General features: G+C 60.6%; 22 protein-coding genes. 15 read left to right on the top strand and 7 right to left on the bottom strand.

Translation table 11 applies throughout. From position 1 onward, the window contains the following. The first annotated feature begins 64 nt into the window (after positions 1 to 64). The 7 genes from ACM5SV_RS03705 to ACM5SV_RS03735 all read left to right on the top strand — a co-directional run bounded on the left by ACM5SV_RS03705 (position 65) and on the right by ACM5SV_RS03735 (position 6,173). Positions 65 to 436: a response regulator transcription factor gene (locus tag ACM5SV_RS03705; RefSeq protein WP_017996582.1), complete on the top strand. Its 372-nt coding sequence runs from the start codon at positions 65 to 67 to the stop codon at positions 434 to 436. 363 nt (positions 437 to 799) lie between these two features. After that, positions 800 to 2,437 (top strand): arylsulfatase, encoded by a 1,638-nt coding sequence (locus ACM5SV_RS03710; protein WP_222005326.1) that lies wholly within the window; start codon positions 800 to 802, stop codon positions 2,435 to 2,437. Positions 2,438 to 2,493: 56 nt separating this feature from the next. Further along, positions 2,494 to 3,018 (top strand): hypothetical protein, encoded by a 525-nt coding sequence (locus ACM5SV_RS03715; protein ID WP_017996580.1) that lies wholly within the window; start codon positions 2,494 to 2,496, stop codon positions 3,016 to 3,018. 127 nt (positions 3,019 to 3,145) lie between these two features. Further along, positions 3,146 to 4,093 carry a formylglycine-generating enzyme family protein gene (locus tag ACM5SV_RS03720; protein ID WP_020487106.1) on the top strand — a complete coding sequence of 316 codons (948 nt, stop codon included), beginning with the start codon at positions 3,146 to 3,148 and terminating at the stop codon, positions 4,091 to 4,093. A gap of 325 nt (positions 4,094 to 4,418) precedes the next feature. Next, a complete protein-coding gene (locus ACM5SV_RS03725) occupies positions 4,419 to 5,144 on the top strand; it encodes a phosphatase PAP2 family protein (RefSeq protein WP_017996578.1) in 726 nt (241 codons plus the stop codon). A 55-nt stretch (positions 5,145 to 5,199) separates the two neighbouring features. Further along, positions 5,200 to 5,952, top strand: a complete 753-nt coding sequence (locus tag ACM5SV_RS03730; protein WP_017996577.1) for a COG4280 domain-containing protein — start codon at positions 5,200 to 5,202, stop codon at positions 5,950 to 5,952. Continuing rightward, on the top strand, positions 5,949 to 6,173 hold the full coding sequence (locus tag ACM5SV_RS03735; RefSeq protein ID WP_221991169.1) for a hypothetical protein: 225 nt from the start codon (positions 5,949 to 5,951) through the stop codon (positions 6,171 to 6,173). Before ACM5SV_RS03730 ends, ACM5SV_RS03735 begins: the two co-directional genes overlap by 4 nt. A gap of 10 nt (positions 6,174 to 6,183) precedes the next feature. Here ACM5SV_RS03735 and ACM5SV_RS03740 read toward each other — a convergent pair whose 3' ends face one another. Further along, positions 6,184 to 7,704, bottom strand: coding sequence for a mechanosensitive ion channel family protein (locus tag ACM5SV_RS03740; protein ID WP_026157624.1), 1,521 nt, complete (start codon positions 7,702 to 7,704; stop codon positions 6,184 to 6,186). A gap of 361 nt (positions 7,705 to 8,065) precedes the next feature. Between ACM5SV_RS03740 and ACM5SV_RS03745 the strand changes: the two genes are divergently transcribed. Then, the gene (locus ACM5SV_RS03745) at positions 8,066 to 8,398 is read left to right on the top strand and encodes a hypothetical protein (RefSeq protein WP_026157623.1); all 333 of its coding nucleotides are present in this window, start codon (positions 8,066 to 8,068) and stop codon (positions 8,396 to 8,398) included. Between the two features lie 337 nt (positions 8,399 to 8,735). On the opposite strand, the gene ACM5SV_RS03750 is transcribed toward ACM5SV_RS03745, so the two are convergent. The 5 genes from ACM5SV_RS03750 to ACM5SV_RS03770 form a co-directional block, all read right to left on the bottom strand. After that, complete coding sequence (locus ACM5SV_RS03750; RefSeq protein WP_017996573.1) at positions 8,736 to 11,297, bottom strand: GcvT family protein; 2,562 nt, start codon at positions 11,295 to 11,297, stop codon at positions 8,736 to 8,738. Positions 11,298 to 11,400: 103 nt separating this feature from the next. Further along, positions 11,401 to 11,634 carry a hypothetical protein gene (locus ACM5SV_RS03755; protein WP_017996572.1) on the bottom strand — a complete coding sequence of 78 codons (234 nt, stop codon included), beginning with the start codon at positions 11,632 to 11,634 and terminating at the stop codon, positions 11,401 to 11,403. A gap of 33 nt (positions 11,635 to 11,667) precedes the next feature. Continuing rightward, positions 11,668 to 11,907 carry a hypothetical protein gene (locus ACM5SV_RS03760; RefSeq protein WP_003554151.1) on the bottom strand — a complete coding sequence of 80 codons (240 nt, stop codon included), beginning with the start codon at positions 11,905 to 11,907 and terminating at the stop codon, positions 11,668 to 11,670. A 10-nt stretch (positions 11,908 to 11,917) separates the two neighbouring features. Further along, a complete protein-coding gene (locus ACM5SV_RS03765; protein ID WP_032996996.1) occupies positions 11,918 to 12,178 on the bottom strand; it encodes a hypothetical protein in 261 nt (86 codons plus the stop codon). 3 nt (positions 12,179 to 12,181) lie between these two features. Further along, positions 12,182 to 12,502 (bottom strand): helix-turn-helix domain-containing protein, encoded by a 321-nt coding sequence (locus tag ACM5SV_RS03770; RefSeq protein WP_003554144.1) that lies wholly within the window; start codon positions 12,500 to 12,502, stop codon positions 12,182 to 12,184. Between the two features lie 246 nt (positions 12,503 to 12,748). Here ACM5SV_RS03770 and ACM5SV_RS03775 point away from each other — a divergent pair, with 246 nt between their 5' ends. After that, entirely contained in the window at positions 12,749 to 13,810 is a 1,062-nt protein-coding gene (locus ACM5SV_RS03775; protein ID WP_017996570.1) for a class I SAM-dependent methyltransferase, read from the top strand. A gap of 29 nt (positions 13,811 to 13,839) precedes the next feature. Here the strand turns inward: ACM5SV_RS03775 and ACM5SV_RS03780 are convergent, their stop codons facing one another. Continuing rightward, a complete protein-coding gene (locus ACM5SV_RS03780) occupies positions 13,840 to 14,865 on the bottom strand; it encodes an AraC family transcriptional regulator (protein WP_017996569.1) in 1,026 nt (341 codons plus the stop codon). A 60-nt stretch (positions 14,866 to 14,925) separates the two neighbouring features. On the opposite strand from ACM5SV_RS03780, the gene ACM5SV_RS03785 reads away from it, so the two are divergent. The 6 genes from ACM5SV_RS03785 to ACM5SV_RS03810 all read left to right on the top strand — a co-directional run bounded on the left by ACM5SV_RS03785 (position 14,926) and on the right by ACM5SV_RS03810 (position 23,936). After that, complete coding sequence (locus ACM5SV_RS03785) at positions 14,926 to 16,392, top strand: alpha-glucosidase/alpha-galactosidase (protein ID WP_017996568.1); 1,467 nt, start codon at positions 14,926 to 14,928, stop codon at positions 16,390 to 16,392. Positions 16,393 to 16,516: 124 nt separating this feature from the next. Then, positions 16,517 to 18,604 (top strand): ABC transporter substrate-binding protein, encoded by a 2,088-nt coding sequence (locus ACM5SV_RS03790; protein ID WP_012763388.1) that lies wholly within the window; start codon positions 16,517 to 16,519, stop codon positions 18,602 to 18,604. 118 nt (positions 18,605 to 18,722) lie between these two features. Further along, positions 18,723 to 19,730: an ABC transporter permease gene (locus ACM5SV_RS03795; protein WP_012763387.1), complete on the top strand. Its 1,008-nt coding sequence runs from the start codon at positions 18,723 to 18,725 to the stop codon at positions 19,728 to 19,730. 1 nt (position 19,731) lies between these two features. After that, the gene (locus ACM5SV_RS03800) at positions 19,732 to 20,865 is read left to right on the top strand and encodes an ABC transporter permease (protein WP_017996567.1); all 1,134 of its coding nucleotides are present in this window, start codon (positions 19,732 to 19,734) and stop codon (positions 20,863 to 20,865) included. Positions 20,866 to 20,875: 10 nt separating this feature from the next. Further along, entirely contained in the window at positions 20,876 to 22,543 is a 1,668-nt protein-coding gene (locus ACM5SV_RS03805) for an ABC transporter ATP-binding protein (RefSeq protein ID WP_017996566.1), read from the top strand. A 22-nt stretch (positions 22,544 to 22,565) separates the two neighbouring features. Further along, the gene (locus ACM5SV_RS03810; RefSeq protein WP_003554125.1) at positions 22,566 to 23,936 is read left to right on the top strand and encodes an alpha-glucosidase/alpha-galactosidase; all 1,371 of its coding nucleotides are present in this window, start codon (positions 22,566 to 22,568) and stop codon (positions 23,934 to 23,936) included. The last annotated feature ends 143 nt before the right edge of the window (positions 23,937 to 24,079 follow it).

Here is a 24,079-nt window from a genome sequence, read left to right on the forward strand (position 1 = left end):
TCCATGCGGCCTAATTTGACCGGCAACCGTTAGTCTCTCATAGGTTCGAAAGAGGGGGCATGAGGTGGAGAACCTTCGCCGCACGGTCGCTGTCGTCGACGATGACGCAAGCCTGCGGCGCAGCCTGGGGCGGCTGCTCAACGCCTACGGTTTTCTGGCCATGGAGTTTGCATCCGCCGAGGCCTTTCTCGCTCGCGATCCCAAAGCGGCGATAGACTGCCTTGTCCTTGATATCGACCTCGGTGGCATGTCCGGCATCGATCTGCAACGCAGGCTGAAGGCCGACGGGACAACCCTTCCAGTGATTTTCATCACGGCACTGGAAACCGCCTCCGTGAAGGCAGAGGCGGAAAAGGTGGGATGCGTTGCTTATCTGCAGAAGCAGTTCCCCGGAGCCGCGCTGATTGCGGCCATCAACAAAGCATTGGGATTGTGACCTGAGAGCCGGAGACCAAGCGCTCCCCAGCACGGCGGTCGGCGTCGCATCGGCGGCAGTTTTGCCGACCTTATAATTTATAAAATACGATTATAATCAATAAGTTAACATGCTAAAATCAAGAAAATTGCCGATGTTGATTGCCGATCTTTGTAATTTGCAATTTGAATCTTTAGACATCTATGATGCAGCCGCCCGTGAATTTACAGGCGGCCATTGAGCGGGCTGACAGCTTGGCGCCTAAAATGCCCTGCTCCGGGCAAAGCACACAGACCCTCCCTTAAGTGCAATAGCGCGGGACCGTATTTGCGCTAAATTTTTGGAAGCAGCCAAACAGCCGATAACGTGAACGGGAGCGCCACGATGAGCAGCAAGAGCAACCGGCAAGGTTACAACGCCACCCGTCGCCAAATCCTGCTGGCCGGCGGTTCGGCAATCGCTTTAACGGCATTCTGTCCGATCGCCAGCATTCCGGCGCTTGCCCAGGCAGGAGCAAAGAAACCGAACATCCTTGTGATCTTCGGCGATGACATCGGCTGGTGGAACACCAGCGCTTACAATCGCGGGCAGATGGGATACCAGACGCCAAATATCGACCGTATCGCCGACGAAGGTGCGATGTTCACCGATCTCTACGCTCAGCAATCCTGCACGGCGGGGCGGGCGGCCTTCATCACAGGCCAAAGCTGTTTTCGCACGGGGCTGCTAAAAGTCGGGCTTCCCGGAGCCAAGGAGGGTCTGTCTGAGAAGGATCCGACAATCGCCGAACTGCTCAAGCCACAAGGGTACGTTACCGGCCAGTTCGGCAAGAACCATCTCGGCGATCGCAACGAATTTCTGCCAACCGTCCATGGCTTCGATGAATTCTTTGGCAACCTCTATCACCTCAATGCCGAAGAAGAACCGGAGAACCCCGATTACCCGAAGGATCCACAGTTTCTCGCAAAATTCGGACCGCGTGGCGTGCTGAAATGCAAAGCAAGCGAGACAGACGATCCGACCGAGGATCCGCGTTTCGGAAGAGTGGGCAAGCAGACGATTGAGGATACGGGACCGCTCAATAGAAAACGCATGGAAACCGTTGATGAGGAATTCCTAGGCGCTGCCAAGGACTTCATCGACCGCAGCGCCAAAGCCGACAAACCGTTCTTTTGCTGGTTCAACTCGACCCGGATGCATATCTACACGCATCTTAAGGCTGAGTCGGAAGGCAAAACGGGCTTGGGGATCGTTGCCGACGGCATGGCCGAATTTGACGGTATGGTTGGCCAGCTGCTCGACCAGCTCGACGATCTTGGAATCGCCGAAAACACCATTGTTGTCTGGACGACCGATAACGGTGCAGAGGTGTTCTCCTGGCCTGACGGGGGCACAACGCCATTCCATGGCGAGAAGAATACGAATTGGGAGGGGGGCTACCGCGTGCCCGGGATGGTGCGCTGGCCGGGCGTTGTCAAACCGGGAACCGAGATTAACGAGATTGTCTCCCACGAAGACTGGCTTCCGACCTTGGTTGCGGCAGCCGGCGAGCCGGACATCGCAGCCAAGCTTCTGAACGGCTATGAAGCGGCCGGCAAGACATTCAACGTGCATCTTGACGGCTACAATCAACGCAAACTGCTTGATGGCACAGGGCCTGGGGCGCGCAAGGAGTATTTTTACTGGACTGATGACGGAAGCCTGGCCGGATTGCGCTACGACCGCTGGAAGCTGGTGTTCATGGAACAACGAGCAGAGGGGTTGGACGTGTGGCAGGATCCTCTGATCACACTGAGATTTCCGAAATTAATAGACCTGCGCGCCGATCCGTTCGAAATTGCCCAGCATGCAGCGGGAGACTATGCAAGATGGCGTGTAGAACATGCCTTCGCGCTGGTTCCGGCCCAGGCATATGTGGCCAAACATCTTCAAACCTATGCAAAATATCCGCCCCGCCAGGCGCCGGGAAGCTTCTCGATGGACCATGTGCTTGAGAAACTCCAGCGGGGTGGCGGACAGTGATCACGCTTTGACGAAAGGCAAGGATGCGCCGTTAATTTTCGGATCGGAAAAGATCAGTGATTGCGAATGAGAACGCGCAAGCGACGAATATTCTCCAACGAGCGAAGCACGAGCTGAAGGAGTACGTCTTCCTCTGTGCCTATCTCTATGTCTGCTTCGCAGCCATCCTCCTCTACAAAATGGCAGTCCTCGGTGGTCAGGGTGTGGAATTTCTTGTGTTCGGCATACCCGCGATCAAGGCCCTCATTCTTGGAAAGTTCATCCTGCTCGGTCATACGATCCGGCTGGGAGAGCGGTCGGGCAGTTCGAAACTCGTCAGCGTCGTGGCCTATAAGGCGACACTCTATCTTTCGCTGATCCTCGTTATGTCGCTTGTTGAAGAGTGCGTCGTTGGGTTGCTCCATGGCCGAACGCTCTCGGTAGTGATCGCAGGTATAGCTAGCCGGCTACCCGAACTCCTGGCCATGAGCGCAATCATGCTGCTGATCTTGATCCCTTATCTGGCATCGAGGGAACTCGGCGCCGCGCTCGGCAGAGGGAGGCTTTGGAGTCTGTTCTTTGAACATCGCGAGGTGCAGTAAGTGCAGACGAAGACCGGCGAAGACGAGTTCTCTTCCAGACGTTGATGACGGCACCCAGCCGGGGGGCGATTGAGTGAACCTCTTCGCGAACGAATGATCTAGTGAAGGTCGAACGTAAGGCGACGCCATGATGGAACCACAGATTGTGAATGCGCGTGCGAGCGGTCGTATGCTCTGGATCCCAGGCGGCGATTTCTTGATGGGCTCTGATCACCACTACGCGGAGGAAGCCCCGGCGCACAGGGTTGGTGTCAAGGGGTTCTGGGTGGACACATGCCCGGTGACGAACCGGGCGTTTTCCGCCTTTGTCGAGGCGACCGGCTATGTCACCACGGCGGAGCGGCCGGTCAAGCCGGCAGATTATCCCGGTGCGATCATGGAGATGCTGGCACCAGCATCGGTCGTTTTCATCAAGCCAAAGTCGCCCGTTGATCTGACGAACCACTACAACTGGTGGAAATATGTGCGCGGAGCAAACTGGCGGCATCCGCGGGGGCCGGCAAGCACGATCAAGGGGTTATTGGAGCACCCGGTTGTCCATGTCGCCTTCGAGGACGCGCAAGCCTATGCAGCCTGGGCCGGCAAGGAACTTCCAACCGAAGCAGAATGGGAGTTTGCCGCACGCGGGGGGCTTGAGGCCGCGGACTACGTCTGGGGCGAGGAAATGTCGCCCGGCGGTCGGCATATGGCCAACACCTGGCAGGGCGAGTTTCCCGTTCAGAACAGTCGGGAGGACGGGTTCGAAGGGACATCTCCCGTGGGAAGTTTTCCGGCCAACGGCTATGGTCTGTTCGATTTGGCCGGCAATGTCTGGGAATGGACGACCGACTGGTATCAAGAGCATGGCATGATCGACAGCCCGTGCTGCACGATTTCGAATCCCGTCGGCGCTGAACTCTCCAACAGCTATGATCCGCGCCAACCGCAGATGAGGATTCCGCGCAAAGTTATGAAGGGCGGCTCACATCTTTGCGCACCCAACTATTGCCGCCGTTACCGCCCCGCCGCGCGCATGGCGCAACCCGTCGATACAGCAACTTGCCATCTAGGCTTCCGATGTATTGCCCGCGGATGATTCAGAAAAGTTCTGCCGGTCCAAGTAGCGCATCCAGGCTCCCAGCCAAAGCGGGAAGGCTATCGTCGGCACAGTGGGCTGATCCTTGCGCAAGACGCTGACGTGAAGGAAATTTCCCTCTTAGTACACTCCATGGGGACTGGGCTCGCCGTCGAAATGCCTTTCCCTATCTCGCGGGTGGTGTCGATGAACCATGGACGGCGGCCTCGCCGAGCGCAAAACTCGCTTCAGGAGCGCCGTTGAATGCAGCTGGGCCTTGAATCCTGAGGTAGCATTGCCAATCTGGCGAGGACCGACATGATGTGAAGGGAGTTCGACGGCAGGCATGACTGAGGTTCAACGACGAGGTTTTTTGACAAGGCTTACCGCCTATGAACCGCTGACGCTGATTACGCTCGCGTCGATCGCAGGCGGACTGTTCGTGCTCCAGCGGCTGACCAGCGAAGTCCTGGAAGGCGAGACCTTTCGCTTCGACGAGGTGATCCTGCTGGCGTTGAGACGCGCGGATGATCTTGCCGTGCCGATCGGCCCCGAGTGGCTGACGCATGCTGTCGACGATATCACCGCGCTCGGCGGCATCACCGTTCTCTCGCTGCTAACGGCTCTGATCACCATCTATCTTCTGTTCGACCGGCGCTGGCCGATCGCCATCTTCGTCTTTTCCTCGGTGTTGACCGGCTGGCTGGCGAGCGCGCTGCTGAAAATCCTCGTTGCCCGGCCGCGTCCTGATATAGTCCCGCATCTGGTCGCGGTGAGCGATCTCAGCTTTCCAAGCGGACATGCGATGGTCTCGGCGGTGACCTATCTGACCCTTGGCGCACTGGTGGCGCGAACGCAGCGTTATCCGTCGACGCGGATCTTCGTCATGGGCGCCGGCGTCTTCCTTGCCGTCATCATCGGCTTGAGCCGGATTTATCTCGGCGTCCATTACCCGACGGACGTCTTCGCCGGATGGTGTGCGGGGGCTTTGTGGGCGCTCGGCTGCTGGTTGATCTCGAAGCGCTTCATTCCGAGCCGCGCCCCTGATGATGTAGCGGAGGGAAAACGGTAAGAAAAGATCGCAGCCAGCCCAATCGTGATCTCCGCCGGCCCAACGGACAAGAACCATGACAACTCTGACAACGATCACCTCGACGGTCACGGCCGCATTTCTCGGCTCTTTCGTCGAGGTCGTTGAGGCCTTCACCATCATCCTCGCCGTCGGCGTCACGCAGAGCTGGCGCCCGGCCTTCATCGGCACCGGTCTTGCGCTCGGTGTTCTGGCCATCCTTGTGCTGGCGCTCGGTCCATTGCTCGGCCTCATTCCGGTCGAGCTGATGCAGTTCGTCATCGGAACCCTGCTCGTTCTCTTCGGCCTGCGCTGGTTGCGCAAGGCGATCCTCAGAGCTTCGGGCTTCATCGCGCTGCACGACGAGGACAAGGCCTTTGCCGCCGAGACGGATAGCCTGAGGCGCCAATCCTCAGAGCGCCGCGCGAATCTCCTGGCGGGCATTGCGGCCTTCAAGGCCGTGCTGCTTGAGGGGATCGAGGTGGTGTTCATCGTCATCGCCACCGGCGCCGGACATGGCATGATCGGCTATGCCAGTCTTGGGGCGGCTGCGGCTTGCCTTTTGGTGCTGATCATCGGCATCTTCGTGCACAAACCGCTTTCGGCGGTTCCGGAGAACAGCCTCAAATTTGTCGTCGGGCTGCTGCTTAGCGCCTTCGGCATATTCTGGGTCGGCGAGGGCATCGGTGCCGATTGGCCGGGCGCCGACCTTTCGCTTCTGGCGATCCTTGCCGTGCTCGCCGTCTTTTCGTTCGCCGCTGTCCGGATGCTGCGCCAGCATTTCAACGCCCATGCCGAGGTCACCGCGTGATGAATATTCTTAAGGTCGCGTTGAAGGAATTCTTCGGCATGTTCATCGACGACGGCGCGCTGGCGCTGTTGGCGCTGCTGCTGATCGCCGGCGTCGCCGTCCTGGTGAAATTCGCTCATGTCAACGCGCTGCTAGCCGCTGCTCTGCTTCTCTTGGGCTGTTTGCTGATTCTCGCCGAGAGCCTGGCGCGCGCGGCGAGGCAGAAGTTTCAGCGGAAATAGCCTCAGATCGCTATTGCGGCACCTTGAACAGGTGGCGGATACGCGTCACCAGCGAGCCAACCGAGCCGCCGTTCAGCGCGGCCCCTTCGGCCGCGAAGGAATGCTGGCCGGTCTCGATCCGGCGCGAGAGGGTGGCGGCCAGCTCTTCGGCAATGGCGGGCCGGTCGTGCAGCAGCGGTGCCAGGCTTGCCTGCGCGATTTCGTAGACGACGACGAAGGTCAGCGCGCGCAGGCTCGCCGCCTCGCCAATGCCGATCAGCAGTCCGCTTTCGCCGAAATAATCGCCCGGCGCCAGCCGGCCGAGTTCGACTTGCTTGTGGCCTTCCTGCCGTGTCGCGACGAGCGCACCGCTGCGCACGATCATCAGCGACGCAACCGTATCGCCCTGATCGATGAGAACGGAATCCTTCTTGTAGGTCCGCCGCGTCATCGAGGCTGCGAGCGTTTCCTTTTCGTCCTCGGTCAGCGAGGAAAACAGCGGGACGGCGTCGAGAAGCTTGAGCGGCGTCGGCCGGTGCGGCTTTGCCAGCTCCTCCGGCTGCAATTGCTCGGGCGGAGGGCCGGCGGCGTCGAGCGGTCGCGCCAAAGTGAGACCCGCAGCTTTGACATGGCGGTAGATCAGGTCGAATATTTCGTTTTTCGCCGGCCCCGCCTGGCCGATATCCCGGACGCGGAAGGAGAGCTCCACCTCAATTGCGTCCGACGTCAGTGATTTGATCTGCACGCCTGGTTTCGGCTCGGCCAGGATCGAGTCGCTGCTCAAGAGCACAGCGCGCATGACGTCGATGATCGCCGACGGCCCGATTGTCGGCACGACGCGGACCGTCAGCGTCGCGCCGTGACTGCGGTCAGGACTGCTGAGATTGGTCAGCCCGACCTTGGCGAGAAAACTGTTGGGCAGGACGACGAGGTCGTTCGAGCCGTTCAGCAGATGGGTGGAGCGCCAGTTGGTTTCGACGACACGGCCTTCGACGCCGTCATTCAGCACGATCCAGTCGCCGATCGCGTAGGGCCGTCCGAGATTGAGCGCGATGCCCGAAAAGACGTCGCTCAGGGTGCTCTGCATCGCCAGACCGAGAATGACGGCAAGGACGCCAGACGTGGCGATCAGCGTGCCGACGGGAAAGCTGAAGACATAGGCGACCACCGAGAGGATCGCGCCGAGATAGATCAGGCCGATGACCAGATCCTGAACGAGGCGACCTTCGCGCGGTTGGCGCTCGAAGATCAGGAAGACGCGGACGAAGGCGATCAGCGCCCAGGCCGCGTTGATCCACCAGACAACCTTGGCAAGGGCGATGAAGACGCGTTCGAAGGTCGATGCCGTTGTCGGCCCGACCTGGTAGGGCACGATGTCATGATAGAGCAGCAGGACCGTTAGCGCCGCGAAGAAGAACACCTGGCCGGCGAGCCTCCAGCTCGGGAAGGGCCGAAGCGCTATGCGCGTGACGATCGCGCCGACCACGGCCAGCGTCCCGGCCTGGACGACAGGATCGGCAAGCACTCCGGACCATGTGAGAGTTTCAAGCATCGACTGTCCACTTGCCAGAGCATGATGCCGAAAAGGGTGAGCGAATTTCGGACGACATCATGCCTCACTATCGAATTCTACACGCGTCATGATCTATCAGATTCGCTTATTGACGAAACGCCGCGTACGCGGCGGGTGCGTGACATCCCTGTGACGTCGGGACCGATTTTGTAAGATGTAACATCTGTGATGATGCGTGTATCCATTAACGAGCTGAAGCCGGTAGCGGCACCGCCTGCCTCTCGACTGGCCGCTTGAAGCAATCCATACCGGTGCATTTTTAACGATCTGCGCGCAGAGGGATTAACCAGTTATTCAACCAGAGCTTGCGATGGTGCGCAGGATTCGCACTTGATGGCGAATGCCGACCCACCGCTCATTTTCGCCCAGATATACAACCAAGAAATGGCCCCGCCCATGGTTCACGATGGAGGCATTCTATCTCGCGATCATCGGAGCAGGGGTCGCCGGATACCTTGGCGTCGAAGCAACGGCCAAGGGTGCTTCATTTGCCAATCGTGGCGTCGGCTGCACGATCAAAGGCAATGTGAGCATCGGCAGCCACGAGCGCATCTACCATCTGCCAGGCCAAGAGTACTACGAGAAAACCAACATTTCCCCTCAGTATGGGGAGAGGTGGTTTTGCTCGGAGGCTGAAGCCCGCGCTGCAGGCTGGCGTCGCGCAAGAAGATAAGCGTCGGCGACATTGCGTCGAAATATTCTTCGCAGAGTGTCAGGCGGGCAATAATTCTTCCGACAAGCGTAGCCCCAACATGCCGACCTGCTGCGCGACGCGGTCGGAGGCGGTGCCAGCCAAGTCATCCGTGAAGCGAAGCGCGGCTGGTCCGCCAAGTGGCAGCAGTGCAGTGGAGAGATCCAAAAGCTGCGTGGGATGTGGCCGAGGGCAAGGTAAGCGAACTGCCTCGCCAGTCGATTTCGACGAGGCACTTGAAGAGACACGGCAGGAACTGGAGGCTTGCCCGCGGACCGGATGATGGCGCCCCGCTTGGGGCGCCACAAGCGCTTGACTGCTAAGTGCGCGGCTTCAGATTTTCTGGGTCATAGATCGGCTTGTACCCGACGCCGACGACCTCGACCGGATAAGTCTCGGCGAAATACTCGACATTCAGCCTGCGTCCGACCTGGCAATGCGACCATGGCAGATAGGCTAGCGCAATGTTCTTTCCGACCGTCGGGCCGTAGGCGACCGAGGTCGTGTAGGACCGACGGCCAAGCTCGTCGACCAGGACCTCTCCCGTTGCGGGATCGACGACCGGCATGTTGCCGACGGGATAACGCTTCACGCCCGACTTGTCGGTATTCTCGGTCATCACAAGCGTGCAGAGCATGGCCGGCTGGTGCTCGCGCGCCTTGTATTCCAGGTGCTTTGCCTTGCCGCGGAAATCGGCTTCCTTGACCTTCGGACGGGCGAGATCGGCTTCGATCAGGTTGTACTGGGTCAGGAGGTCGCCGTTCTGCAGGCGCAGGCTCTTTTCCATGCGGCGCGAGTTCGCATAGGTTTCGACGCCGAAGGCCATCACGCCGGTCGCGCGCAGCGCGTCCCAGACGGCGAGGCCGTCTTCGTACTTCATGTGCAGTTCCCAGCCCTGCTCGCCGACATAGGAGATGCGGAAGGCGGTGACGGGCTTACCCGCGATTTCGATCGGCTTGATCGCCGCGAAGGCGAAGTTTTCCTGATCGAGCCCGGCCGGATCGGCGACAGTCTTCTTCAGCGTGTCGCGCGCGTTCGGACCCCAGATGCCGATCGTCACGAATTTTTCCGAGACGTCGGTGATGATCACGTCGAGGCCGCGGTCTTCGGCGACCCGCTTCATGTAGTGCAGGTCGCGCGGGCCGGCATCGGCGCCATTGACGAGGCGGCACCGGTCGGCCATGCGGAAGACAGTGAAGTCAGCGCGGACCATGCCTTCGTCGTCGAGGAAGTGGGTGTAAACGCCCTTGCCGATGTTGGCATCGCCGCCGACCTTGGCGGCGCACAGCCATTCCATCAGTTCGACATGGTCAGGTCCCTCGATATCGACCATGTGGAAGTGGCTTAGATTGACGATGCCGCAGTCCTCGCTCATCGCCAGATGCTCGGCATTCGACACGCGCCAGAAATGGCGGCTGTCCCATTCGTTCTCGCGGACCGGGACGCGGTCGGCGTATTTCTCCAGAAGGTGTTCGTTGGCGGCGTAGCCGTGCGCACGCTCCCAGCCGCCAAGTTCCATGAAGTAGCCGCCTAGCTCTTTTTCGCGCTCGTAGAAGGGCGAGCGCTTGGCGTTGCGGCCGGATGCATAGGGTTCGCGGGTGTGAACAGCCGGGAAATAGATCTTCTGGGCGGCTTCGTAGCAGCGACCCTCGATGAACTCTTCCGTCAGCTGATGCGGATAGAAGCGGGCATAGTCGATGCTGTTGTGATCGATTTCAGTCCGGCCATCGGTCATCCAGTCGGCGATCAGCTTGCCGTAGCCCGGGCCGTCCTTGACCCAGATGGCAACGCAGTACCAGAGACCGCGCACCTTCTGGCTCTCGCCGCAGGATGCGCCGCCGCCTGCCGATACTTGCAGCAGGCCGTTGAAGGAGTGACCTTCGTTGTAGCCGAGTTCGCCGAGGATCGGCGTCAGTTCCATGGCGCGCTCGAGCGGCTCGATGATCTGTTCCATCTCGAGGTCGCGCTGCGAAGGCGACAGGCGCGCCTCGTGTTTTTCGAGAATGTCGCGCGGGTGGCACATGCGCGGATTGGTGGCTTCGTAATAGCCCCACTCGATCTGGCCGCCCTCCGTCGTCGCCGGGTCGCCGGTATCGCGCATATAGGCGGAGTTGCCCTGATCGCGCAGCAGCGGGAAGCCGATTTCCTTACCGGTGCCTTCGAATTCGTTATACGGACCGAAGAAGGTGAGCGGGTGGTCGACCGGCATGACCGGCAGGTCTTCGCCGACCATCTCCGCGATCAGGCGCCCCCAGAGGCCGGCACAGACGATGACGTGGTCGGCCATGATCGTGCCGCGATGGGTGACGACGCCCTTGATGCGACCGCCTTCGACGATCAGCGACTTGGCCGGCGTGTTGCCAAACACCTTAAGCTTGCCGGCCTTTTCGGCGGCATCGACCAGCTTGCCGGCAACGGTTTGCGAGCGCGGAATGACGAGGCCGGCATCCGGATCGTAAAGGCCGCCCATCACCTGATCTTCCTCGATAAGCGGGAACTTCTCCTTGATCTCGGAAGGGCTGACATAATGAGCGCGGGTGCCGAAAGCGCGTGCCGAGGATAGCTTGCGCTTGATTTCCTCCATCCAGGCATCGTCGCCGGTGCGGGCCACTTCGAGGCCGCCAATGCGGGCGTAATGGCCCATCTTCTCGTAGAAATCGATCGAATATTGCGTCGTCCAGACCGACAGATAGTCGTGGCTCGTGGTGTAACAGAAGTCCGAGGCATGGGCTGTCGAGCCGATATCGGTCGGTATGCCCGACTTATCGATGCCGACAATATCGTCCCATCCCCGCTCGACGAGATGATGGGCGATGGAGGCGCCGACGATGCCGCCGAGACCGATGATGACGACCTTCGCCTTTTCCGGAAATGCTGCCACGTGCTGTTCCTTCTATTTATCGCACGAATCAAAATACCCTAGCCGCGCTTGACGTACGCTTCGCGCGTGAGATGCAGGAGCCATGCCAGCCTCGTAAGAGGTGTCACATTTGCCGAAGCAGCGGAACCCCCTGACCGCTCAACATGGAAGCTGCGATGAGGGTATTATGCATAAGGCTCATGATCGTCAGTGGTCCTACGCCGCCTAGTAACGGCGTAATTGCGCCAGTGCGCATCGAGGCGGCGAGGCAACCGCCAAACAGCGCCGGCGCCCCGGCGATCCGTCCCGCATCGAACGACCTGAAAAAGACTGGTGAGCATCGGATATGGCTGGCCATTGCAGACAGCCTATCCGCTCGCACGCCCCGGGGTCACGGCGCTGAAATTGCTGCAAGCCGGTCGATGTCGACCAGCACGATGTCCTCGGAAACAGGCTCGCGATTGTGCAGCCGGAACCATTCGGCAGCTTCCCGCACCCGATCTCCATGCGGCGACGGATAGGCGCCAAGTCCGAGAACCCATTCCCGTACGGTCTCGCGCTCCATCCGCCCGGCCCGGTATCGATCGCAGACGGTTTTCGCCGATGCGACCAGATCGTTGATGCTCTTCACGGAATATCCCTCAATGCACGGACGGCTCTTCATCCTCGAGAAACGATCGAATGCCGTCGCGGGCGACGACGGCCAGGAATTCGTCGAAGGCATCCCTGTCGGTCGGAAATGGCTCGTCCCAGCGGATCAGATCTTCCGCTTGCGTGACCACTTCCATCGTCCAGTCTTCATTGCTGCCCGATGTGCGGAAGATATCGACGAGCACGGTGATCCCGTCGTCGGTGAATTCTCCCGCCAGTTCGGAGTGTTCGAGCTTTTCTTTTTTTGCCATCATTCAGCCACCCGCACCGGGCGGTGCGTCGTTTTCGAGATATTCTTCATATTGAACCGTCTCGGTCTCATTCGTGTCGATCGAGGCATCAGCGCGTTTTGCCAGGCGAACGCCCGCACCCCCGCCATTTTCGGGGATGAAAATTACACCCGCGCCTTCCAGGGCGTGCTTCATATCCTGAAGCGTTCGTTCGTAGGGAGAGCGCTTTGCCGCCTCGAAATTAGCGATCGTCGCCTTGGCGACTTTCGACGCCGACGAGAGATCGTCCTGAGACCACGCCAAAAGGGCACGAGCAGCGCGACATTGAGCGGACGATAGGCACAAAACGATAACCTTGCATCAAAAGTGTGATTCTGCCTCGGGCAGATTATATTAAACACGCAATCTCGACACAAGCGATGATGAGTGCCAGGTCCATGGCGGGCGTATTCCGCGTCTGGAAATAGATCCCTGTGCCATTCTTTTGACCGTAAATCCTCCACGCTCGTTCTCGCGAACGACAAGGTTGATTGACTGAATATTATTAAAGTCTAATTTAGCTTACCTTTATCACGCACCCGGGAGGTAACAATGCGTGAGCCGGATATGCAAAAACTCGATGCGCTTGTCGGTCGTCTTGTTGGCGACGTCGGCGCCGCCATGTCAGGTGCCTTGGTCGTGCTTGGCGACCAGGTCGGAATCTACAAGGCGATGGCCGACGGAACGCCGATGAGCGTCCAGGATCTTGCCAAGAAGACGGGGATCAAGGAGCGCTATCTCAGGGAATGGCTGAGCGCCCAGGCGGCGGCCGACTATGTCGCTTACGATGAAAAGACCGATCGTTTCAGCCTGACGCCGGAGCAGGCGATGGTCTTTGGCGAGGAAAACAGCCCGGCCTTCTTCGTCGGCGCCTTCGAGGTCGTGCAATCCATGTGGATGGACGAGCCCAAGGTCGCCGACGCCTTCCGCACGGGGAAGGGTCTCGGCTGGCATGAGCACAGCACCTGCCTGTTTCGGGGAACCGAGCGGTTCTTTCGTCCGGGCTATAACAGCCATCTCGTCAATGAATGGATTCCGGCCCTTGGCGGGGTCGAAGAAAAGCTCAAGGCCGGCGCCAGTGTCGCCGATGTCGGCTGCGGTCATGGGGCATCGACCATCCTGATGGCGCAGGCCTATCCCGCCTCCCGCTTCACCGGCTTCGACTATCACGGCCCGTCGATCGAAAGGGCAAACGCCGCCGCCAAGGAAGCGGGTGTTTCCGACCGTGTGAGCTTCGAGCAGGGCTCGGCGGCGGAATTTCCGGGGCGCGGCTATGATATGGTCGCCATGTTCGATTGCCTTCACGACATGGGCGATCCGGTCGGCGCCGGCCGGCATGTCAAGGACACGCTTGGGCCGAACGGCACGTGGCTCATCGTCGAGCCCTTTGCCCATGACCATCTCAAGGACAATCTCAATCCGGTCGGCCGCGTCTATTACGGCGCGTCGACGATGATCTGCACGCCGGCATCGCTCTCCCAGGAGGTTGGGCTCGGGCTCGGCGCCCAGGCGGGAGAAATGAAGCTTCGAAAGGTCGCGCTCGACGCCGGGTTCACGCATTTCCGTCGCGCCACGGAAACGCCGTTCAACATGGTGTTCGAAGTCCGGGCCTGAAGCCAGGTCCCGCCGATCGGGACGAGCAGCTATCTCAGTTTTCCGATGCTGGCATACATGCCGGTCGTGCGGAATTCGGTCGGGTTTGTGCCGTAGACACGGCGGAAGACCTTGGAAAAATAGTTGGGGTCTTCGAAGCCGCACATGATGGCGACTTCCTTGACCGGCAGAAAGTCGGCCTTGGTCAGAAGCTTGACGGCGCGCTGCAGGCGTTGCTGCAGCACGAATTCGGCCGGCGGCATGCCCTCGCTGTCGGCAAAGCTGCGCGAGAAATGCGCGCGGCTGAGGCCGACGATGCCGGCAAGCTCGCTGACAGGTAGCGACTTTTCGAGATTGGTGTTGATATGGTCGATCACCGGCTGCATCAGGCTGAGCTCGGCGGCGAAGGCCGGCGAACCGAAGACGTCGTCGTAAAGCGCCATCGCCGCTTCATAGGCAATCGCCGACGCGGCACCCGGCGACGTTGCGCCCTTGACCAGGCGCAGGCTGCAATCGGCGAGATGATCGATGGTCGAGGGCTGGAGCTTCAGCACCGGCCCGGCGGTCGACAGCACCATCTGGTGGATGCGCAGCGTTTCCTCGCCATTCATCGAGATCCAGAAATATTCCCATCGGTCGCCCTTCTCCAGCCAGTAGCGATGATTGTGCGGCACAAGAACGAGCAGCGTGTCGCCGCCTTGAAGGCGATAATTGCGGTGCTGGTAGCGCAGCTGGCCGCTGCCGCTGATCGTGTGCTGCAGGACGGTGAAGGGGGTTTGACCGCGCCGGCGGCCGTCCCAGTCATAGCTCTCGTTCTCGCGCACTTCATAGCCGGCGCTGGTCGGCATGGCGTGCAATCGCTGGCGGCCCCGGGGTAGCGAAACCGTCCTCATCGACTGTCCGTTGGCGATCAAATCCTGCAGCACAAAATTACCCCTGAAAGCATAATCCTTCTCTGGTCGCCCTGTCGATTTCGGGCATAATCCCGGCCGACAAGAGGAAGAGACCACGGCCGATAGAGCGGCCGGGAGGAAAAAGGCAGATTTTACGGTGTTTTCAGCCACATGCGTCAGCATGCGGCCTGATCCTCCATAACCTTCTTTTCCTTAGCATTCGATTGGATCGAGGTGAAGATCATGAGTTTCAAAATCGCTATCATCGGTGCGGGCAGCGTCGGTTTCACCAAGAAGCTGTTTACCGATATATTGTGCGTTCCCGAGTTTCGAGACGTCGAATTCGCGCTGACGGATCTCAGCGAACACAATCTCGAAATGATCAAGGCGATCCTCGACCGCGTCGTCGAGGCGAACGGGCTGCCGACGAAGGTGACGGCGACCACCAACCGGCGCCAGGCGCTGGAAGGCGCGCGTTATATTATCAGCTGCGTGCGGGTCGGTGGGCTCGAGGCCTATGCCGACGATATCAGAATCCCGCTGAAATACGGCATCGACCAGTGTGTCGGCGATACGATCTGTGCCGGCGGCATCCTCTATGGCCAGCGCAACATCCCGGTCATTCTCGACTTCTGCAAGGATATCCGCGAGGTCGCCGAGCCCGGCGCGAAATTCCTGAACTATGCCAACCCGATGGCGATGAACACCTGGGCGGCGATCGAATATGGCAAGGTCGATACCGTCGGCCTCTGCCACGGCGTCCAGCATGGCGCCGAACAGATCGCCGAGGTGCTCGGCGCCAAGTCGCTGAGTGAGCTCGACTATATTTGCTCCGGCATCAACCACCAAACCTGGTTCATCGATCTTCGCCTCAACGGCCGGAGGATCGGCAAGGACGAGCTCATCGCCGCCTTCGAGGCGCATCCGGTCTATTCGCAGCAGGAGAAATTGCGCATCGACGTGCTGAAGCGTTTCGGCGTCTATTCCACCGAAAGCAACGGCCATCTCTCGGAATACCTGCCCTGGTACCGCAAGCGGCCGGACGAAATCACCCGCTGGATCGACATGTCCGACTGGATCCACGGCGAGACCGGCGGCTATCTCCGCCATTCCACTGAAACGCGCAACTGGTTCGAGACGGAATATCCGCAATTTTTGGAATCCGCCGCAAAGCCGATCGATCCCGCCAAGCGCTCGAACGAACATGCCAGCCATATCCTCGAGGCGCTGGAGACGAACCGGGTCTATCGCGGCCATTTCAACGTCAAGAACAATGGCGTCATCACCAACCTGCCGTCCGATGCGATCATCGAATCGCCGGGCTTCGTCGATCGCTTCGGCATCAACATGGTCTCCGGCGTCACCCTGCCGGAAGCCTGCGCGGCCACCTGCATCGCCTCGATCAACGTCCAGCGCATGTCGGTGCACGCGGCGATATCAGGCGACGTCGACCTCCTGAAGCTTGCCGTGCTGCACGACCCGCTGGTCGGCGCCGTCTCGACGCCGGAAGAGGTCTGGCAGATGGTCGACGAGATGGTCGTTGCCCAGGCGCGCTGGCTGCCGCAATATGCGCATGCCGTGCCGGCCGCCAAGGAGCGGCTGTCGAAATCGAAGGTGCAGACCCGCGACTGGGCGGGGGCCGCACGCCGCAACGTTCGCTCGATCGAGGAGCTGCGCGCGGAAAAGGCGGCGCTGAAACAGGCCGTCTGATTTTCGTGAAAGATGGGTCGTCATGGGTTTCCGGGAGGGAAATCCATGACGTCAGGCCTGCTTTCATGTCGTTCGAGGAAAAAGGAGCCGCGTGAGCCGTGCTCCGGAACAAGAGGGAGAAACGATGATGAATTTCCGTAACGCAGGCATTCTGGCCGGACTGGCGCTCAGCGTCTCAGCCGCGGCGCTGAATGCATATGCCTCCGAGCCAACCGTTCCGCCGGCGCCGGCGGACTTTCCGGCCGAAGGCAAGATCAACTATGTGGCGCGCGACTCCATCCTGGAGTTCAAGGCGCTGCCCGAATATCACGAGCCCGACTGGGTCACGAAGAATTTCGTCGCCACCGGCAAGCTGCCGCCGGTCAAGGATCGCCTGCCGAAGGAGCCGATGGTCTTCAAGACAGGCAATATGCCCGACGGCATCGGTGTCTACGGCGATACGATGCGTCACGTCATCGGCGGCCGGCCGGAAGGCTGGAACTATGGCGCCGGGCAGACGCAGGGCTGGGGCGGCATCGATATCGGTCTCTCCGAATGCCTGACGCGCACCGCGCCGCTGTTCCAGGTGCAGGCCTCCGACACCGAGCCGCTGCCGAACCTCGCCAAGAGCTGGGATTGGTCGCAAGACGGCCATAAGCTGACCATGCACCTGGTCGAAGGCGCCAAATGGTCCGACGGCGCGCCGTTCAACGCCGACGACATCATGTTCTACTGGGACGACGAAGTCGTCGACCCGAACGTCTCGCCACTCGGCGGCGGCGCCTCGCCGGAAGCTTTCGGCGTGGGAACGACACTGAAGAAGGTCGACGATTACACCGTCGAATGGACCTTCAAGGAGGCCTTCCCGAAGCAATATCTCTATACGATGTCCTACCCGAACTTCTGCCCGGGTCCGTCGCATATCCTGAAGCCGAAGCATCCGAAATATTCGAAGAACACCTACGACCAGTTCAAGAACGCTTTCCCGCCGGAGTTCATGAACATGCCGGTCATGGGCGCCTGGGTGCCGGTGGAATATCGCTCCGACGATATCATCGTCATGCGCCGCAACCCTTACTACTGGAAGGTGGACGAGAAGGGCGATCAGTTGCCCTATCTGAATGAGCTGCACTACAAGCTCTCGACCTGGGCGGACCGCGACGTTCAGGCCGTGGCAGGATCCGCCGATTTCTCCAACCTCGAGCAGCCGGAAAACTTCGTCGCCTCGCTGAAGCGTGCCGCGGAAAAGACCGCACCCGCCCGTCTCGCCTTCGGCCCGCGCCTCATCGGCTACAATCTTCGCATGAACTTCTCCGCCAACGGCTGGGGCAACCCGGACGAGCGCGGTGAGGCGATCCGCGAGCTGAACCGCAACGAGGATTTCCGCAAGGCCGTCACCATGGCGCTCGACCGCAAGGCGATCGGCGACTCGCTGGTCAAGGGGCCGTTCACCGCGATCTATCCCGGCGGGCTCTCCTCCGGCACCAGCTTCTACGACCGCAACTCGACCGTCTACTATCCCTTCGATCTTAAGGGCGCCAAGGAGGAACTCGCCAAGGCCGGCCTCAAGGACACCGACGGCAACGGCGTCGTGAACTTCCCGGCCGGGACGCTCGGCGGCAAGGATGTCGAAATCGTCATGCTGATCAACAATCAGTACACGACCGACAAGAGCCTCGCCGAAGGTGTCGTCGGCCAGATGGAGAAGCTTGGTCTGAAGATCGTCATCAACGCGCTCGACGGCGCCAAGCGTGACGATGCCCACTATGCCGGCCGCTTCGACTGGCTGATCCAGCGCAACACGACGGAACTGTCGTCGGTGGTGCAGAACACCGAACAGCTTGCCCCTGTCGGTCCGCGCACCAGCTGGCACCATCGCGCCGGCAAGGATGATCAGCTTGATCTGATGCCGTTTGAGAAGGAGCTTGTCGATGTCGTCAACAAGTTCAGGACGAGCCAAAGCAACGACGAGCGCGTCGATCTGATGAAGCAGTATCAGAAGATCTCGACGGAGCACGTCAACACCGTTGGCCTGACGGAATATCCGGGCGCCCTGATCGTCAACAAGCGGTTCTCTAACGTGCCCCAGGGTACGCCGATCATGATGTTCAACTGGGCTGAAGATTCGGTTATCCGCGAACGCCTGTGGGTGGCCGCCGACAAGCAGGGCAAATACGAGCTGTTCCCCGAACAGCTGCCTGGCAAGCCCGGCGACAAGGGTCCCATAAACTAGAGCTCCCTCCCAGCTGAAGTGAGCTTCCGGCCGCGCGTGCAGCGCGCGGCCGGGCAAGACCAACAAGCCGGCCGCGCTGACGAGGAGCGACTGGCGGCAAGGAGAAGCGAACCGTCTAATGTTACGATTCCTGCTCGTGCGCATAGCCTCCGCGATCCCCGTTCTCTTCATTCTGAGCGTGGTGACTTTCGCGATCATCCAGGCCCCGCCTGGCGACTACGCCGACTACATCCGCTCCCAGCTGATCAACCAGGGCGGCGCGTCCTATGCGCAGGCCGAAGAGCAGGCGCAGGCTTACCGCGTCGAACACGGCCTCGATAAGCCGCTGGTCGTCCAATACGTCAACTGGATCGGCGGCATCGTGACGCGCGGCGATTTCGGATACAGCATGTTCTATAACAAGCCGGTCGCCGATGTCGTCGGCGAACGCCTGCCGAGGACGCTGCTTCTGGCGCTCGTCTGCCATCTCTTTGCCTCGGTGCTCGGCATCGGTTTCGGCATCTGGGCGGCAACGCGACAGTACAGCTGGATCGACAGCCTGCTATCGGGGATTTCCTTCCTCGGCATGACGGTGCCGCGCTTCCTGATGGCGCTGATCATCGTCTATCTCCTGGTCTTCCAGCTCAATGTTTCCGAGATCGGTAGCTTCTTTTCGCCGCAGTATGGCGGCGCGCCATGGTCCTGGGCGAAATTCGTCGATCTCGTCCACCACGTCTGGCCAGTCGTCGCTATCGCCACCTTCGGCGGGCTGGCCTATAATATGCGTGTCATGCGCGGCAATCTGCTCGATACGCTGAACGCCCAATATGTCGAAACGGCCAAGGCCAAGGGGCTTTCCGGCGCAGCCGTGGTGATGCGCCATGCGGTGCCGAACGCGCTGCACCCGCTGGTGATGTATCAGGGCGTCGTGCTGCCTTACATGCTGACCGGCGAGATCGAGACCGCCATCATCTTCGCGCTGCCGACTGTCGGTCCGGCCATCGTCGGCTCGATGGCGGTCGGCGACGTCTATGTCACCGCCACTTTCATGATGGTGCTGTCGGCCACCCTGATCATCGGCAATATCATCGCCGACATGCTGCTCGCTCTTCTCGATCCGCGTGTCCGCCAATATGGAGGAGCCTGAGATGCTTGCTTTCGACTCTTCCGCGACGCCACCGACAACCGACATCGTGACCAAGCCATCGCGTGGGCATGAAAGCTATATCGCCCTTGTCTGGCGTCGGTTGAGGCGCTCCTGGACCGGCATGGCCGGGCTTGTGCTCGTCGTGCTCTTGATCCTCATGGCGATCTTTGCCGATTTCTTCGCGCCGATGGATCCGAAGGCGACTGATGTCGGCTTCGCGCCGCCACAGGTGATGAGCTTCCACGACAAGGACGGCAATTTCGTCTTCCAGCCGCGCGTCTATGCGCTGTCGGATTCCGAAGAGCTCGATCCGGTCACCTTCCAGCCGATCGTCGGCATCGACTACGACAATCCGCGGCTGCTCAGCTTCTTCGTCAAGGGTGCCGAATACCGGCTTTTCGGCCTGATCCCGGCCAGCCGGCACTTCTTCGGCTCGACCGACGGCCAGCCGGTGCATTTCCTCGGCACCGACAAGTTCGGCCGCGACGTACTGTCGCGCGCCATCATCGGCTCGCGCATTTCGCTGACAATCGCCCTGACGGTCGTCTTCATCGTCACCATCATCGGCACGACCGTCGGCATGGTGTCCGGTTATTTCGGCGGCACCTTCGACGTCTGGCTGCAGCGTTTCGTCGACCTGGTGCTCGCCTTCCCGCAACTGCCGCTCTATCTGGCGCTGACCTCGCTGATCCCGGTGACGGCGCCGACCAACGTCTTCCTTGCCTTCGTCATCGTCGTCATGTCGGCGCTCGGCTGGGCGCAGATGTCGCGCGAGGTGCGTGGCAAGACCTTGGCACTCGCCCGCATCGATTATGTCAGGGCGGCCATGGCCGTTGGCGCCACCGACACGCGCATCATCATGCAGCACATCTTCCCGAATGTGATGAGCCACGTCATCGTCGCGGTGACGCTGCATATACCGAGCGTCGTGCTGTTGGAATCCTTCCTCGGTTTCCTCGGTTTTGCCGTCAAGCCCCCGCTGATCTCCTGGGGGCTGATGCTGCAGGATACGGCGACCTATTCGGTCATCGGCTCCTATCCCTGGATTCTCGCTCCTGTCGGCTTCGTGCTCGTCACCGTCTTCGCGTTCAACGCGCTCGGCGACGGATTGCGCGACGCGGTCGATCCTTATTGAGGAGATTGATATGGCGCTTGCACTGGTCAATTCCTTCGCCCCGCCCGTCCGCCACGATCATGATGGCCGTTCGGACAGGCCGATCATCGACGCCCGCAACGTCGCGGTGAATTTCAAGGTCGAAGACGGCATGGTCGAAGCCGTCAAGGACGTCTCCTTCCAGCTCTATCGCGGCGAGACGATCGCGATCGTCGGCGAATCCGGTTCCGGCAAATCGGTGACGGCGCGAACGGTGATGGGGCTGTTGTCGAAGCGCGCCGTCGTCTCCGAGAAATCGACGGTCGCCTATGACGGCAGCAACATCCTGAAATTTTCCGAGCGGGAGCGCCGCAAGCTGCGCGGCGACCGCATTTCGATGATCTTCCAGGAACCGATGAGCTCGCTGAACCCGATCTATACGATCGGCAGCCAGATCGTCGAAGCGATCCGCGTGCATCGGCGGATCAGCAAGCGGGATGCGCAAAAGCGGGCGCTCGAACTGCTGGAGCATGTGCAGATCCCCGATCCCGCCGCGCGGCTGATGCAATATCCGCATCAGCTTTCGGGCGGCCAGCGCCAGCGCGTGATGATCGCCATGGCGCTTGCCAACGATCCCGACGTGTTGATCGCCGACGAGCCGACGACGGCGCTCGACGTCACCGTGCAGGCGCAGATCCTGAACCTGATCCGCAACCTGCAGAAGGAACTGGGGATGGCCGTCATCCTCATCACCCACGACCTGACCGTGGTGCGGCAGTTTTCCGATTACGTCTATGTGATGCAGTACGGCGAAGTGCGCGAGCACAACACCACCGAAGCCCTGTTTGCCAACCCGCAGGACGCCTATACCAAACATCTGCTTGCCTCCGAGCCGCGGGGCGAGGCCAATCCACTGCCCGAAGGGTCGGATGTCATCCTCGATGCCAAGGGCGTGCGGGTCTCCTTCATGATGCGTCACGGTACCTTTCTCAAGCCGGCGATGCGTGAGCTTGTCGCCGTCGACAGCCTCGACCTGACGCTTCGCCGTCACGAGACGCTGGGGCTGGTGGGCGAATCCGGTTCCGGCAAGACGACGTTCGGCCAGGCGATCCTGCGACTGAACACGCCCGACAGCGGCGAGATCCGCTTCGACAATCAGCCGATCCATGGCCTATCCCGGGCCGAGATGCGGCCCTTGCGCGCCCGCATGCAGGTGGTGTTCCAGGACCCGTTCTCATCGCTCAATCCGCGCATGACGATCGGCCAGATCATCGAGGAGGGGCTGGTCGTCAACCGGCTGGGCGCGACCAAGGCCGAACGGCAGGATCGGGTGCGTGAAGCGCTTGTCGCCGCCGGCATGCCCGGCAATATCCTGTCGCGCTTCCCGCACGAATTTTCCGGGGGCCAGCGCCAGCGCATCGCCATTGCCCGCGCCATTGCGCTGGAGCCGGAATTCATCCTGCTCGACGAGCCGACATCGGCGCTCGACCTTTCCGTCCAGGCGCAGATCATCGAACTCTTGCGCAAGCTGCAGGACGAACGTGGCCTGAGCTACCTCTTCATCTCCCACGATCTCAAGGTCGTGCGCGCGCTCTGCCATCGCGTCATCGTCATGCAGCATGGCAAGATCGTCGAAGAGGGTCCCGTCAACGAAGTTTTATCCCATCCCAAGACCGCTTACACCGAACGGCTCGTCAAGGCCGCTTTCGAGGTAGCATGATTGCCGAATGCCGGAGGTTATAATGGCAAGAAATCCCAAAATCACTTTCATCGGAGCTGGCTCCACCGTCTTCATGAAGAACATCGTCGGTGACGTGCTGCAGCGTCCGGCCCTGTCAGGCGCGACGATCGCCTTGATGGATCTCAACCCGCAGCGGCTGGAAGAAAGCGCCATCGTCGTCAACAAGCTGATCTCGACGCTCGGCGTCAAGGCGAAGGCCGAGACCTATTCTGACCAGCGCAAGGCGCTTTCGGGCGCAGATTTCGTCGTCGTCGCCTTCCAGATCGGCGGCTATGAACCCTGCACGGTCACCGATTTCGAAGTGCCGAAGAAATATGGCCTTCGCCAGACGATCGCCGATACGCTCGGCGTCGGCGGCATCATGCGCGGGCTTCGCACCGTGCCGCATCTCTGGAAGGTCTGCGAGGACATGCTCGCCGTCTGCCCCGAGGCGATCATGTTGCAATATGTCAACCCGATGGCGATCAACACCTGGGCGATATCGGAGAAGTATCCGACCATTCGCCAAGTCGGCCTTTGCCATTCGGTGCAGGGCACGGCGATGGAACTGGCCCACGACCTCGATATTCCCTACGAGGAAATCCGTTACCGGGCGGCCGGCATCAACCACATGGCCTTCTATCTCAAATTCGAGCATCGCCAGGCCGACGGTTCTTACCGCAACCTCTATCCCGATCTCGTGCGCGCCTATCGCGAGGGCAGGGCGCCGAAGCCTGGCTGGAACCCGCGCTGCCCGAACAAGGTGCGCTACGAGATGCTGACGCGGCTCGGCTATTTCGTCACCGAGAGCTCGGAGCATTTCGCCGAATACACGCCCTATTTCATCAAGGAGGGCCGCGACGACCTGATCGAGAAATTCGGCATTCCGCTCGATGAATATCCGAAACGCTGCATCGAGCAGATCGAGCGCTGGAAAGGCCAGGCGGAGGCCTATCGTTCGGCCGACAAGATCGAGGTCAAGCCGTCGAAGGAATATGCCTCCTCGATCATCAACTCGGTCTGGACCGGCGAGCCCTCGGTGATCTACGGCAATGTCCGCAACAATGGCTGCATCACCTCGCTGCCCGCCAATTGCGCCGCCGAGGTGCCCTGCCTCGTCGATGCCTCCGGCATCCAGCCGACCTTCATCGGCGACCTGCCGCCGCAGCTGACGGCTCTGATCCGCACCAATATCAACGTGCAGGAACTGACGGTGCAGGCCCTGATGACGGAAAATCGCGAGCATATCTATCACGCCGCGATGATGGACCCGCATACGGCAGCCGAACTCGACCTCGACCAGATCTGGTCGCTGGTCGACGATCTGCTCGCCACCCACGGCGACTGGCTGCCCGAATGGGCACGCACCGCCCGCAAGGTACAGGCCGCCTGAGCCCCTCTCCCGGGTGAGGCGTCAAGAAGCCCCGCGGTCGCAACAACCGCGGGGCTTTTTCGTGGGATCAGGCGTTAACGGGTCACTCGTTTGTCAGGCTTCTGCTGCATTCCAGAATGCACTTTCCCCAACGTCTTGAGCCC

It is taken from the genome of Rhizobium sp. CRRU65, assembly GCF_048551595.1.
GTDB lineage: Bacteria > Pseudomonadota > Alphaproteobacteria > Rhizobiales > Rhizobiaceae > Rhizobium > Rhizobium leguminosarum_J.